Annotated in this window: 10 protein-coding genes; 6 read left to right on the top strand and 4 right to left on the bottom strand. The window is 73.5% G+C overall.

Features of this window, described 5'->3' with window-relative positions:
- The first annotated feature begins 5 nt into the window (after nt 1–5).
- Together ACYF6T_RS00190 and ACYF6T_RS00185 are read left to right on the top strand one after the other, a co-directional pair.
- On the top strand, nt 6–1,739 hold the full coding sequence (locus tag ACYF6T_RS00190; protein ID WP_461692350.1) for a hypothetical protein: 1,734 nt from the start codon (nt 6–8) through the stop codon (nt 1,737–1,739).
- Between the two features lie 7 nt (nt 1,740–1,746).
- On the top strand, nt 1,747–3,579 hold the full coding sequence (locus tag ACYF6T_RS00185; protein WP_461692349.1) for a hypothetical protein: 1,833 nt from the start codon (nt 1,747–1,749) through the stop codon (nt 3,577–3,579).
- Here the strand turns inward: ACYF6T_RS00185 and ACYF6T_RS00180 are convergent.
- Nucleotides 3,509–4,213, bottom strand: a complete 705-nt coding sequence (locus ACYF6T_RS00180) for a nucleoside/nucleotide kinase family protein (RefSeq protein ID WP_461692347.1) — start codon at nt 4,211–4,213, stop codon at nt 3,509–3,511. The genes ACYF6T_RS00185 and ACYF6T_RS00180 overlap by 71 nt on opposite strands.
- 85 nt (nt 4,214–4,298) lie before the next feature.
- Between ACYF6T_RS00180 and ACYF6T_RS00175 the strand changes: the two genes are divergently transcribed.
- From ACYF6T_RS00175 to prcB, 3 genes are all read left to right on the top strand, one after another.
- Nucleotides 4,299–5,039, top strand: coding sequence for a beta-phosphoglucomutase family hydrolase (locus ACYF6T_RS00175; protein WP_461692345.1), 741 nt, complete (start codon nt 4,299–4,301; stop codon nt 5,037–5,039).
- The gene (locus ACYF6T_RS00170) at nt 5,036–7,378 is read left to right on the top strand and encodes a glycoside hydrolase family 65 protein (RefSeq protein WP_461692343.1); all 2,343 of its coding nucleotides are present in this window, start codon (nt 5,036–5,038) and stop codon (nt 7,376–7,378) included. Before ACYF6T_RS00175 ends, ACYF6T_RS00170 begins: the two co-directional genes overlap by 4 nt.
- A 153-nt stretch (nt 7,379–7,531) precedes the next feature.
- On the top strand, nt 7,532–8,389 hold the full coding sequence (gene prcB, locus ACYF6T_RS00165) for a proteasome subunit beta (RefSeq protein ID WP_461692342.1): 858 nt from the start codon (nt 7,532–7,534) through the stop codon (nt 8,387–8,389).
- Between the two features lie 52 nt (nt 8,390–8,441).
- On the opposite strand, the gene ACYF6T_RS00160 is transcribed toward prcB, so the two are convergent.
- Both ACYF6T_RS00160 and ACYF6T_RS00155 read right to left on the bottom strand, forming a co-directional pair.
- Nucleotides 8,442–9,401, bottom strand: coding sequence for a hypothetical protein (locus tag ACYF6T_RS00160; protein ID WP_461692341.1), 960 nt, complete (start codon nt 9,399–9,401; stop codon nt 8,442–8,444).
- 11 nt (nt 9,402–9,412) lie between these two features.
- Nucleotides 9,413–10,888 (bottom strand): APC family permease, encoded by a 1,476-nt coding sequence (locus ACYF6T_RS00155; RefSeq protein ID WP_461692340.1) that lies wholly within the window; start codon nt 10,886–10,888, stop codon nt 9,413–9,415.
- 345 nt (nt 10,889–11,233) lie between these two features.
- Here ACYF6T_RS00155 and ACYF6T_RS00150 point away from each other — a divergent pair, with 345 nt between their 5' ends.
- Nucleotides 11,234–11,740 carry a DUF5709 domain-containing protein gene (locus ACYF6T_RS00150; protein ID WP_461692339.1) on the top strand — a complete coding sequence of 169 codons (507 nt, stop codon included), beginning with the start codon at nt 11,234–11,236 and terminating at the stop codon, nt 11,738–11,740.
- A gap of 11 nt (nt 11,741–11,751) precedes the next feature.
- Here the strand turns inward: ACYF6T_RS00150 and sthA are convergent, their stop codons facing one another.
- Nucleotides 11,752–13,155, bottom strand: a complete 1,404-nt coding sequence (sthA, locus tag ACYF6T_RS00145; RefSeq protein WP_461692338.1) for a Si-specific NAD(P)(+) transhydrogenase — start codon at nt 13,153–13,155, stop codon at nt 11,752–11,754.
- Nucleotides 13,156–13,208 lie beyond the last annotated feature (53 nt).

Raw genomic sequence — 13,208 nt, 5'->3', positions numbered from 1 at the left:
CGACCGTGCCCACCGCGCTCGACCACGAGTTCGTCCGGTCGGCGGCCCGCGCCGCCGACCGGCTGGCCGCCCCCCTGGCGGCCGCCCCGGACGAGCACCCCGCCGGGGTGACCCACCGCGCCCTGGCCCGCCGGGTGAAGACCCTGGTCGCGGCCTACCGCTGCGCCGACTCGGCGCTGCACGGCAGCGGGCGCGCCGTCGCCGCCGCGCTCACCCACCTGCGCGCGCTCCAGGCCGCACAGACCGCCACCGGCCTGTTCGCCGGCGGCGACAACGTGCAGTCACCGCCGGACTCCGCGTTCACCGTCAACGACGTGTGCGACGCGCACGTCCTCGCCACCGGTGCCGGGCCGGAGCTGCGCGACGTCGCCGCCGCGCTCGCCGACATCGCCGGCGCCGCCACCGGCAGCCTGCTGACCGGCGGGGTGCACACCCCCAACCACCGCTGGGAGCTGTCCGCGGCCCTGGCCCGGCTGCACCGCTCCTTCCCGGACGACCGGCTGCTGGACCGCGTACGGGAATGGCTCGCCGAGGGCGTCGACATCGACGCGGACGGCCTGTACTCGGAACGCAGCGCCCTCTACGCGGCCCACGTCTCCAACCCGTCGCTGCTGCTGCTCGCCGACGTGCTCGGCCGCGCCGACCTGCTGGCCGCCGTCGAACGCAACCTCACCACCACCCTCGACCTCATCAGACCGGACGGCACGGTGGAGACCGTCCACTCGCGACGCCAGGACCAGCACCACCCGTTCCCGCTGGCGCCCTACCTGCCGCACTACCGGCTGCTGGCGATCCGCACCGGCCGCGGCGACTTCAGCCGGGCGGCGCGGCTGGCGGCCGCCGGCGGCATCGACGACCCCGACCTGCTCGCCCAGACCCTCCTCACCCCGGACCTGTGCCGCACCCCGCCGGTCGCGGATTCGCCGCCGCTTCCGCGCGACCGCTACCTCGCCGGCGCACGCCTCGCCGCCCGCGTCTCGGGCACCGCGCACACGGTGGTGTACGGCGGCTCCGACGTGCCCGGACACCGGCGCATCCGCTCCGGCCTCGCCTGCAACCCCACCTTCCTGCGCCTGTTCGCCGGCGACGCCGTCCTCGACGCGGTCCGGCTGTCGCGGGGCTTCTTCGACCTGGGCCCCTTCCGCGCCGCCGACACGCACCGGCTCGCCCCCACCCGCTACCGGCTCACCGAAACCCTCACGGCCGCCTACTACCAGCCGCTCCCGGCGGACCGGCGGCGCGACGACAGCGCCTACCGGATCGCGGACGAGGGCCGCTTCTCGGCCGCGATGGCCTTCGCGGACCGGCCCCGGGACGACGTCTCCCACACGACCCGCGTCGAGGTGGACCTGACGGAGGACGGCGCCGACCTGCGCATCGACATCAGCGGACCGCGGGTGCCCTGGGCCCTCGAACTGACCTTCCGGCCGGGCGGGGTCCTGGAGGGCGCCGCACCCCTCGGCGACGGACGCTGGTGCCTGACGGCCGGACCGGTGACCTACCGGGCCGGTGCCGACGCGATCCGGGTCGAGGCCCGCGTCGAGGCGGGCGAACCGCTCGCCGGACCGGACCGGGGCGACGTACTGCGCTACGACCCGGGGCAGGACTACACCGTGGTCGGCGGCACCGACGCGACGACCGGGAACCGCGTCTACCTCGGCGGACACGGCCCGCACACCCTGACCGTCGCCCTGCGCGCCCGCCGGCCCGCACCCGACACCTCCGGTACGAAGGGCTGACCTCCCCGTGCACCTCCTCCACCAGCGCGGCCCGCTGCACGACCTCCCCGACACCCCCGAGGCGTACGACGCGGTCCTCGCCGACGTCGTCGAGCAGGCCCTCGCCCGGATCACCCCGGACGGCAACCTCGAACACCCCGACTGCGTCGACGACGTCGGAGACACCTCCCTCGGCGTCACCTCCCTGCTGGCGCTGGCCTGGCAGCGCACCAAGGACCCGCGGCTGCCGGAGGCGGTGCACCGCAGCCTCGCCTTCCACCTGCGCGAGCGGGTCTTCGTCGAGGACAACCCCGGATATCCGAACCTGAGAATCCGCAACTCCGGCCTGCCGTACGCCCGTTACGTGCTCCAGGCGGGCGCGCACCCGATCGGTGACTGGCCCAGCACGGTGTGGGCGCTGCTCCAGGCGGTCAACGTCCTCGACACCGCCGACGGCCTGATCGCCGACGACCAGCGCGCGCGGCTGCTGGACGTGGCGCGCGGATACTGGCGCTGGCTGACCGAGGCGACCTTCTTCAACCCGCAGGAGGCCGGCAACCAGGCCATCGGATGCGTGGTCGGCGGACTGATGCTGGCCCGCCGGCTGCCCGCCGGCGAAGGGGAAGCGGTGCGCGCACGGGCCCTCGCGCTGTACACCGACGAGATCCGCGCCCACCGGGTCCGCGACCGCGGCGCCCTGCTGCCGCCGGAACACGGGGGAGCGTACGACAACAACTACGGCCCGATCTCCCTGTCCTTCCTCGCCCAGGCCCACCGGGTCAGCGGGGAGCCCGTGTTCGCCGAGGACGGCGAGGCGCTCGCCCGCTACATCGACGCCCGTCTCACCGGCGGCGGCTTCGACACCGGCGGCCCCCGCTACAGCGAGCAGCACTCCGCGTTCGAGTCGGTGCTGGGCCTGCGCTACTTCGGCGCCCGGATCGGCGCCGACCTCGGCCGCTACCGCGGCGACAGCCGCTGGGCCCGGCACGCGGCCAAGGCGGACGGCGGCGTCGACGGCCACTTCGCCTGGATGCTGGTCTGGCAGATCCAGGACACCACGCCCTGGCACCGCACCCCCTCCACCGCGCCCGCCCGCCACCAACTGCGCGCCGGCACGGTCTCGGTGGCCTTCGACGACCGGATGACACCGTCCCTGGTCGAGGCCGCCGGCACCTACTACCTGCCCGCCGCCGTCAACCGCCAGCACGGCTTCGGCCCGGTGCTCGACGGCTTCCTGCTGTGCCGGCCCATGGGGGAGGTCCGCGTCCACGACCTCCGGGCCGGCCGCCTCGCCGCCAAGCTCGTCACCAAGCCCGTCGTCGGCCGCGACCACGTCCTGCGCCACGTCCGGTCCCTGTACGTCACCGACGGCACCCTGCTGTGGACCACGGTCGCCGTCGAACGCCTGCCCGGCACGCCGCACCTGCTCGCCGGGATGCCGTACGCCGCCGACGACGGCGACCGGGTGCGCAGGACCGCCGAGGCGCAGGTGTCGGCGGCCGGCGAACTGCGGCTGACGCATCCCGCCTCCACGGCCGACGACCACTTCGACGCCCGCTCCGAGACCACACAGGAGCAGGCGGCCTTCGCGCTGGCCGCCGACCCCCGCGGCTACGGCAACCCCGACGAGGGCTGGCGCCACCTGGTCGCCTCCACCGCCCTGGAAGCGCAGCCCGCGCCCGGCGCGCCCGAGGACCTGCACGTCTTCGCCGTGCGCTACGGCTCCCGGGGCGACTTCACGCCCGCCTTCGAAGGGGACGGACCGGCGCTGACCGTGCGCACGGAGGCCTTCACCGCGGTGATCGGACCTGCTGCGGGCGACGCCCACGGGGAGCCGGAGCTGACCCTGCGCCCGGCGTGAGGCCGGCGGGCACGACGAGGTCGGCCCGGTCCCGGGTGGCGGCGACCAGCTCGGCGTTGGGCTGGTCGCTGCGCATCACCCACGCCACCGCCTCCTCGTGCCCCTTGCCGAACTCCTCGTGCCGCGCGATCAGCCGCGCCAGCCGCTCGGGCTCGTCCAGTTCGCAGAACCACACCTCGTCCAGCTGCGCCCGCACCCGCGCCCAGGCGCCCGTCTGGAGCAGCAGGTAGTTGCCCTCGGTGACCACGAGCCGGACCGCCGTCGGCACCGGAATGGCGCCCGCGAGCGGCTGCTCCAGCACCCGCTCGAAACCGGGGGCGTACACGACGTCGTCGTCCGCCTCCTCGCGCAGCCGCCGCAGCAGCGCCGCGTACCCGGCCGCGTCGAAGGTGTCCGGCGCGCCCTTGCGGTCGCGGCGCCCGAGCCGGTCCAGCTCGACGTCGGCCAGGTGGAAGCCGTCCATCGGGACGTGCGCGACCCAGGGCTCGCCGTCGCCGTTCAGCTCCCGCACCAGGTGCTCGGCGAGGGTGGTCTTGCCCGCGCCGGGGCTGCCGGCGATGCCGAGCAGCGCGCGCCGGCCGTCCCGGGGCAGGGCGCGGGCACGGTGGAGCAGGTCGTCGAAAGTCAGCGGCACAGTGCAGAGTGTGTCACCCTCCCTATGGTGTGGCGTGCGCCACAAAGGGGCAGTGGATGCCCTGCGGACGGGGAACCGGACGGGTATGACGCAGCTCGGTCTTCCCCAAGACATCCAGGCCTGTCTCTTCGACCTCGACGGGGTGGTGACCAGGACGGCCGTGGTGCACGCGGCCGCCTGGAAGGAGACGTTCGACGCCTACCTGCGCGAACGCGAGGGCGAGAACTTCCGGCCCTTCGACGCGGCCGCCGACTACGACGAGTACGTGGACGGCCGCCCCCGCGCGGACGGGGTGCGCACCTTCCTCGCCTCCCGCGGCATCGAACTGCCCGAAGGCTCCCCCGACGACCCGCCGGACGCGCCCACCGTCCACGGCGTCGGCAACCGCAAGAACGTCCTGCTGCTGGAACGCATCCGCACCCAGGGCGTCGAGGCCTACGACGGCACGCTGCGCTACATCGAGGCCGCCCGCGCGCAGGGCCTGGCCACCGCGATCGTCTCCTCCAGCGCCAACACCCTCGACGTGCTGCGCTCGATCAAGGCCGAGCACCTCTTCGACGTCCGCATCGACGGTGTGGTGGCCGCCGAACGGCACCTGCCGGGCAAACCGCACCCCGACACCTTCCTGGCCGCCGCCCGCGACCTCGGCGTCGAACCGAAACGGGCCGCGGTCTTCGAGGACGCCCTCGCCGGCATGGACGCGGGCCGCTCCGGCCACTTCGGATACGTCGTGGGCGTGGACCGGGTGGGGCAGGAGAAGGCGCTGTACGCGCACGGCGCGGACATCGTCGTGCGGGACCTCGACGAGCTCGGAGGCGCCCGGTGATCACCCATCGCTCCTACGCCGTCGATCCGTGGTGCGTGCGCGAGACCGAGCTCAACCTCGACGTGCTCGCCCAGAGCGAGTCGGTGTTCGCCCTGGCCAACGGCCATGTCGGCTGGCGCGGCAACCTCGACGAGGGCGAGCCGCACGGCCTGCCCGGCAGCTACCTGGGCGGCGTCCACGAGGTGCACCCGCTGCCGTACGCGGAGGCCGGCTACGGCTACCCCGAGTCCGGCCAGACCGTCATCAACGTCACCAACGGCAAGGTCCTCCGGCTCCTGGTCGACGACGAGCCCTTCGACCTGCGCTACGGCCGCCTCGTCTCCCACGAGCGGGTGCTGGACCTGCGCCGGGGCGTGCTGGAGCGGACGTGCGAGTGGACCTCGCCGGCCGGCTCCACCGTCCGGGTGCGCTCGACCCGCCTGGTCTCGCTGGCCCAGCGGGCCATCGCCGCCGTCGCCTACGAGGTGGAGGCGGTCGGCGACCGCTCCCGGGTGGTCATCCAGTCCGAGCTCGTGGCCAACGAGAGCCTGCCCGAGACGCAGGACGACCCGCGGGCGGCGAAGGCGCTGAAGTCCCCGCTGGAGCCCGAGGAGGACGTCGCCGTCGGCCACCGGCTGCGGCTGGTGCACCGCACCCGGCGCAGCGGTCTGCGGGTGGCCGTGGCCGCCGACCACACCGTCACCGGGCCGGAGCGGACCACGACCCGCAGCGAGAGCAACGTGGACGTGGCCCGGCTGACCGTCACCTCCGTGCTGGAGCCCGGCGAGCGGCTGCGCGTGGAGAAGCTCGTGGCGCACGGCTGGTCCGCCGTGCGCTCCCGGCCCGCGATGAGCGACCAGGTGGAGGCGGCCCTCGCGGCGGCGGCGCACAGCGGCTGGGACGGTCTGCTGGCCGAACAGCGGGCGTTCCTCGACGACTTCTGGGCGCGCGCCGACGTGGAGGTGGAGGGCGACGAGGAGATCCAGCAGGCCGTCCGCTTCGCCCTCTTCCACGTCCTGCAGGCCGGCGCCCGCGCCGAACAGCGCGCCATACCCGCCAAGGGGCTGACCGGGTCCGGCTACGACGGCCACGCCTTCTGGGACACCGAGACCTTCGTGCTGCCCCTGCTGACCTACACCGCGCCCGAGGCGGTGGGGGAGGCGCTGCGCTGGCGGCACAGCACGCTGCCCGCCGCCCGGGACCGCGCCGCCCAGCTGGGCCTGGAGGGCGCCGCGTTCCCCTGGCGCACGATCGACGGCTCGGAAGGGTCGGCGTACTGGCCGGCCGGCACCGCCGCCTTCCACGTCAACGCCGACATCGCCGACGCCGTGGTGCGCTACGTCCAGGCCACCGGGGACGGCGAGTTCGAGCGGGAGGCGGGCGTGGAGCTGCTGGTGGAGACGGCCCGGCTGTGGCGTTCGCTGGGCCACCACGACGCGCACGGCGTCTTCCACATCGACGGCGTCACCGGCCCCGACGAGTACAGCGCCGTCGCCGACGACAACACGTACACCAACCTCATGGCCCGCGCGAACCTGCTGGCCGCCGCCGACGCCGTCGAACGCCACCCCGACATCGCCGCCGATCTCGGCGTGGACGAGGAGGAGAGCGCGGCCTGGCGGGACGCCGCCGACGCCGTGCACCTGCCCTACAACGACGCCCTCGGGGTGCACGAGCAGCACGCCGGCTTCACCCGGTACCAGCACTGGGACTTCGCGGGCACGAGCCCCGAGCAGTACCCGCTGATGCTGCACTTCCCCTACTTCGACCTCTACCGCAAGCAGGTCGTCAAACAGGCGGACCTGGTGCTGGCGATGTACACCTGCGCCGCCCACTTCGACGACGACCAGGTCGCCCGCAACTTCGCCTACTACGAACCCCTCACGGTCCGGGACTCCTCGCTGTCGGCGTGCGTCCAGGCCGTCATCGCCGCGCAGGCCGGCCATCTGGACCTCGCCTTCTCCTACACGGGCGAGGCCGCGCTGATGGATCTGGAGGACCTGGAGCACAACACCCGCGACGGTCTGCACATCGCCTCGCTCGCCGGCACCTGGACGGCGCTGGTCGCCGGCTTCGGCGGACTGCGGCACGACGGCGACACCCTGCGCTTCGCGCCCCGGCTGCCCGAGCGGCTGAGCCGTCTCGCCTTCCACGTCCAGTTCCTGGGCAGCCGGCTGCGGGTCGAGATCGGCCCCGACAAGGCCGTCTACGCGCTGCTGTCCGGTCCGCCCCTGACGATCCGCCACCACGGTTCGCCGGTCGCCCTCAACGGCGACGGCCCCGCGGTCCGTTCCCTCCCGGTCACCCCCGACCGCCCCGCCCCCGCCCAGCCCCCGCACCGGGAACCGACCGTCCGCTGAGCGCCCTGCCCGGCGGCCGCCGGTGCCGCTGCCATCGGGCAGGACGCCGTCCGAGGCGTGCGCCGGGCGTGGCGTGCCGCGCGACGCCGGTGTTTCCGTTGCGCCGCGGGCAGGTAGGAGTGGGGTGTCCGGGCGAGTCGGAGGGGGAGTGGCATGGCGGCGAACGACTGGGACACGGGCCGGCTGGGGGAGGAGTTCTTCACTCCCGGCAGCGCGTCCTTCACCGAGTTCCTCGCGGCGCACCGGCCGGAGCTGCTGCCCACCCGGCGGCCCTTCCCGGACGGCGTGCGGGCCGAGGCAGGCCGCTTCCCGCACGGCACCACCGTGCTGGCCCTCGCCTACCGCGACGGCGTCCTGATCGCCGGTGACCGCCGGGCCACCGCCGGCAACCTCATCGCCCAGCGCGACCTGGAGAAGGTGCACCCGGCGGACGACCACACCGCGGTCGCCTTCGCCGGCTCGGTCGGCCTGGCGCTGGACATGATCAAGCTGTACCAGGTCGAGCTCGCGCACTTCGAGAAGATCGAGGGCATCCCCATGACCCTCGGCGCGAAGGCCAACCGCCTGGCCGGCATGATCCGGCAGAACCTCGGCCAGGCCATGCAGGGCCTCGCCGTGGTGCCGCTCCTGGCCGGCTACGACCCCGACGCCCCGCGGGAGCGCCGGGGCCGCATCTTCGGCTTCGACGTCGCCGGCGGCCTGTACGAGAAGTCGCACTTCCACGCCGACGGCTCCGGATCGCCGTACGCCCGGGGCGCGTTGAAGAAGCTCTTCAGGCCCGGCATGGACCGGCGCGAGGCGGCGCTCGCCGCGCTTCAGGCGCTGTACGACGCGGCCGACGACGACTCCGCGACCGGCGGCCCGGACATCAGCCGGCGGATCTTCCCCCTGGTGTCGGTCATCACCGAGGACGGCTTCGAGCGGCTGCCGGAGTCCGAGACGGAGGAGCTCAGCCGGGAGATGGTGGCCCAGCGCCGCACCCGACCGGACGGCCCGAACGCCACGCCGTAGCGCCCGGGCCGCCCCTGTCCCGGCCGGTGCGCGAGGTCCTCCGGGTCCCGGTTCACGCGCGCAGCTTCATCTCCCTGCGGTACCTGGCCAGTTGCTGGTCCGGGTCGCCCGTGTACGACCACGGCGCGCGCGTGGCCCGGCGGCCCATCAGGCGCAGCGCCTCGGCCGCCACGTCCCGCACGCCCCCGTGGCAGGCCGCGTGCGCCAGGTGGTTGAGGTCGCGCAGCTCCCCGGGTGCCACCCCGGCGCCGGGGCGGCCCGCGAACCAGCGCTGCCAGGTGCGGCGCACGTCGCTGACGGCACCGTCGCTGTTCCAGTGCTGTGCCAGCACGACCGAGGAGGCGCTGCGCCCGTCCGCGTCCAGGGCGTGCCGGTACTCCTCGACCCGCGCGTACTGCACGAGCACCGGCAGCGCCGAGCCCGCCGGGGCCACGCCCGCCGCGTCGCGGGCGAAGTCGTACATGAGGCCGTGCGAGCCGTGCCAGCGCGCCGAGTAGTAGTGCAGGACCTGCAGATGGCCCTCCACGCTGTAGGGGTCGCGCTGGTGCAGTTCGTCCCACCAGCGCGACATCTCCCGCCGCCGTACGCCCTGCGGGTACAGCCGGGCCACCGAGATCAGGGAGATCCACGGCGTCGGGTCGTCCAGGTAGGCCTCCGCGGCCTGCAGGCAGGCCATCACGGCGGTGTCCACGCGGTGCTGGTCGATCGGCACGCCCCGGCCCGCGGCGATGGCCACGTTGAACGCCCGGGCCGTCTCCGTCGCCGCCCGCAGCACCAGCGCGTTGGCGCTGTGCGGTTCGGCGGCCAGCCACGACTCCACCGTGGAACTCCCGGCGCAGGCCTGCGCCAGCAGCCGGACCCGGTGGCCCCGGGCCAGCCAGTCCGGGCCGGTGACCCGCAGCAGGTCCCGCAGGCCCTGCCAGCGGCCGATGACGATGTCCTGCCGGGCCGAGGTGAGGGCCGTGTCCCCGCAGTCGGGGTCGTAGTCGGGTGCGAAACGCTCTCGTGCCATCGCGGGTCTCCTCAGAAGTCGGTGGGGAGACCTTCGTGGAAGCGGGATCCGGCGGCCGCGTACGGGTCGGGGACGACGTAGTCCGCCTCGACGGTACGGGTGGCGTCCAGCCGGGCGGGCCGGTAGTAGTCGCTGCCCCGGCGCCAGTACCACAGCATCGGCACCAGGCCGACGGCCAGGCCGCCGACGCCGATCGAGATCGCCGCGGTGCTCAGGTCGCCGAGCGACTCGACGAAGATCCAGAACATGAACACCGAGCCGAGCAGCGGCCACAGGCCGCCCAGCAGGAAGCCGGCCGGCGACTTCAGCAGCATCTTGCGGTAGGCGACGACCGCGGCGAGACCGGCGAGGCCGTAGTACACGGCGATCTGCAGGCCGATCGCCGAGATGGCGTCGGAGAGGATGTCGCCCACGGTGCCCAGCGCGTTGGAGGCGATGATCATCGTCAGGGCGACCACGCCGACCACCGTGACGGCCACCCACGGCGTGTTCCAGGTGCGGTGCACCCGGCCCAGGGCGGAGGGCATCGTGCGGTCGCGGCCCATCGCGAACAGGGAGCGCGTGATCTGGATGAGCGTGGTCTCCAGGGTGGCGATGGTGGACAGCATCACCGCCACGATCAGCAGCTTGCCGCCCCAGCCCGGCCAGACCTCCTCGCCGAGCACGGCCAGCACGTTGGCGCCGTTGTCCTCGACCTGCCGGGACGTCAGCACCACGTTCACCGCGATGGTGAACACCTCGAAGAGCAGGAAGACGACGCCGACGCCGATCAGACCGGCCAGGCCCGTGGTGCGGCGGCTGTCGCGGGTCTCCTCGCTGAGGTTGCTGGTGACGTCCCAGCCCCAGTAGTAGAACGCGGCGACGAGAGCGCCCGAGGCGAAGCCGGCCGTGCCGTCGAAGTGGCCGAAGCCGAGCCAGGACCACTCGAAGGAGCGGGCGTTGCCGGTGTGGGCGAGGGCCAGCACCGCGAACAGCGCCAGGATGGCCAGCTCCACGCCGGACATGACGAGTTGGGCGCGGGCCGTGAGCCGGGCGCCGCCGAGCACGACCAGCAGCATGACGAGGAACCAGGCCGCGCCGATCCCCGTGGACAGCGCGGTGTCGTCGGCCAGGTCCTGGTCGAAGAGGGCGAGGGTCATCGAGCCGGCGGGCAGGGAACCGGCCACCATGAAGATGGTCGCCGAGATCACCAGGGCCCAGCCGCTGATGAAGCCGAGGAAGGGGTGGAGCGTGCGGCCCACCCAGGAGTAGCTGGCGCCGGCGTTGACGTCGATGCGGCTGAGCTGGCTGAAGGCGAGGGCGATGCCCAGCATGGGTATCGCGCAGTACAGCAGGGCCGCCGGGCTGGCCAGGCCCACGGCGCCGACGAGGACGGCGGTGGTGGCGGCGATCGAGTACGCCGGAGCGCTGCCCGCGACGGCCATGACCACGGTGTCGAACGTGCTGAGGGCGTTGGCCTGCAGCCCTCTGCCCCTGTTGTTGCTCATGGTTGCGCTGCTTTCCGTTGTGCACGACGCGAGGTCGACCGGGGGCCCCGACGGCGTAAAGGAGGGGTGGGGGGTGTGAACCGGCCCCGGGCAGCAGAGGGTTGGCCTCGTGTCAGGGGGCGGGGGAAGGCGTGGTGGACCCCGCCCGGCCGATGCGTCGCCGGGCGGTCACTGCGTGTGTGCGAGTGATGATAGCCCCACCTTTTGAGCTTTCAAGATGACCAGGGGGTAACCTCGCGGGCCGCCCGGGACGGACGGGGCGGGGGTTGGATCGCGCCAGGCGGGAAACGCGGAAGCGGGAAACAGACCGGAGCGATCCGGTGCACCGCACGCAAGGAGGCGACCATGAGCGGCGAGGACATCCGCGACGCGGGCGTGGACGACGGCGTGATGGGCGACGACGCCTACCAGCCGACCGGAACCAGCGAGGAGCAGGAGGACGCGGCACCGCTGGACCTGCAGGACGCCCTCGACGAACGCACTTACGACGACGTCCTCGACGAGGGCTACTCGCCGCCGGAGAAGCCGCTCGGCGTCACCAAGCACGGCACCACGGCCGCCGAGCAGCACGACGGCGAGAGCCTCGACCAGCGGCTGGCCCAGGAGGTCCCCGACCCGGCACCGCCGGCCGGTGACGAGATCGGCGACCTGCCCGGCGGCGAGGGCGAGCCGACCGACCCCGAGGCGGGCGGCGAGCGCGCAGGGCGGCTGGTCGCCCCGGACGAGGGCGCCCACCCGGACACCACGAAGGAGGAGGTGGCCTCCGACGTGGGCATCGACGCCGGGGCCGCCGGAGCCGAGGAGGCCGCCGTCCACGTCGTCGAGGACGACACCGAGCTGCCCGAGCGCTGACGGGCGGCCGGTCAGTCCCCGATGTGGTCGAGCTGCCGCAGCTTGTTGGTGGCGTCCAGGGCGGCGACCTTGTACGACTCTGCCAGCGTCGGGTAGTTGAACACCGCGTCCACCAGGTAGTCGACGGTGCCGCCGCAGCCCATCACGGTCTGCCCGATGTGGATCAGCTCGGTGGCGCCCGAGCCGAAGCAGTGCACCCCCAGCAGCCGGCGGTCCTCGGGTGAGACCAGCAGCTTCAGCATGCCGTGGGAGTCGCCGATGATCTGCCCGCGGGCCAGCTCGCGGTAGCGGGAGATGCCGACCTCGAACGGCACGCTGTCCTCGGTGAGCTGGTCCTCGGTGCGGCCCACGAAGCTGATCTCGGGGATGGTGTAGATGCCGATGGGCTGCAGGTTGTGCATCTGCCCGGTCGGCTCCCCGCAGGCGTGGTAGGCCGCCGCCCGGCCCTGCTCCATCGAGGTCGCGGCCAGGGCCGGGAAGCCGATCACGTCGCCGACGGCGTAGATGTGCTCGACCTCGGTGCGGTAGTGCTCGTCGACCTTGATCCGGCCGCGCGGGTCGGCCGTCAACCCGGCCTTGTCCAGGTCGAGTTCGTCGGTCAGGCCCTGCCGCCCGGCCGAGTACATCACGGCGTCGGCCGGGATCTTCTTGCCGCTCTCCAGGACGGTGAGCGTGCCCCGTGCGTGCCGCTCGACCGCGGCGACCGTCTCCCCGAAACGGAAGGTCACGGCGAGGTCCCGCAGGTGGTACTTGAGCGACTCGATGACCTCGACGTCGCACATGTCGAGCATCCCGGCGCGCTTCTCGACGACCGTCACCTTGCTGCCGAGCGCGGCGAACATGGAGGCGTACTCCATGCCGATGACACCGGCGCCGACGATCACCATGGAGCGCGGCACGCCTTCCAGGGTGAGGACGTTGTCGGAGTCCATGATCGTACGGCCGTCGAACTCGACGCTGTCCGGCCGCGCCGGGCGGGTGCCGGTGGCGATGACGATGTGATCGGCGCTGATCAGCCGCTCGTCGCCGGTCACCTCGCGCAGCGCGACGGTGTGCGGGTCGACGAAGCGGCCGGTGCCGGAGTAGAGGGCGACGTGGTTGCGGGAGAGCTGGCTGCGGATGACGTCGACCTCGCGGCTGACCACGTGCTGGGTGCGCGCGGTCAGGTCGGCGACGGTGATGTCCTCTTTCAGCCGGTAACTCTGCCCGTACAGATCCCGCTGGGTGAGGCCGGTCAGGTACAGCACCGCCTCCCGCAGGGTCTTGGAGGGGATGGTGCCGGTGTGGATGGAGACCCCGCCGACCATGTCGGGGCGGTCGACGACGGCCACCCGGCGGCCGAGCTTGGCCGCGGCGATGGCGGCCTTCTGACCACCGGGGCCGGATCCGATGACGAGCATGTCGAAGTCGCGCACCCTCCGGAGTGTGTCAGGCCGGAGGCGGCCTTCGGAAGGGTGAACAGGCAACG

Source organism: Streptomyces sp. 7R007, from assembly GCF_054850255.1.
This window is presented reverse-complemented; position numbering and strand designations above follow the sequence as displayed.

Coding starts and splice junctions, on each gene's coding strand:
- ACYF6T_RS00150 (WP_461692339.1), top strand. CDS start 11,234: ATGAGCGGCGAGGACATCCGCGACGCGGGCGTGGACGACGGCGTGATG.
- ACYF6T_RS00160 (WP_461692341.1), bottom strand. CDS start 9,401: ATGGCACGAGAGCGTTTCGCACCCGACTACGACCCCGACTGCGGGGAC.
- ACYF6T_RS00175 (WP_461692345.1), top strand. CDS start 4,299: ATGACGCAGCTCGGTCTTCCCCAAGACATCCAGGCCTGTCTCTTCGAC.
- prcB (WP_461692342.1), top strand. CDS start 7,532: ATGGCGGCGAACGACTGGGACACGGGCCGGCTGGGGGAGGAGTTCTTC.
- ACYF6T_RS00155 (WP_461692340.1), bottom strand. CDS start 10,888: ATGAGCAACAACAGGGGCAGAGGGCTGCAGGCCAACGCCCTCAGCACG.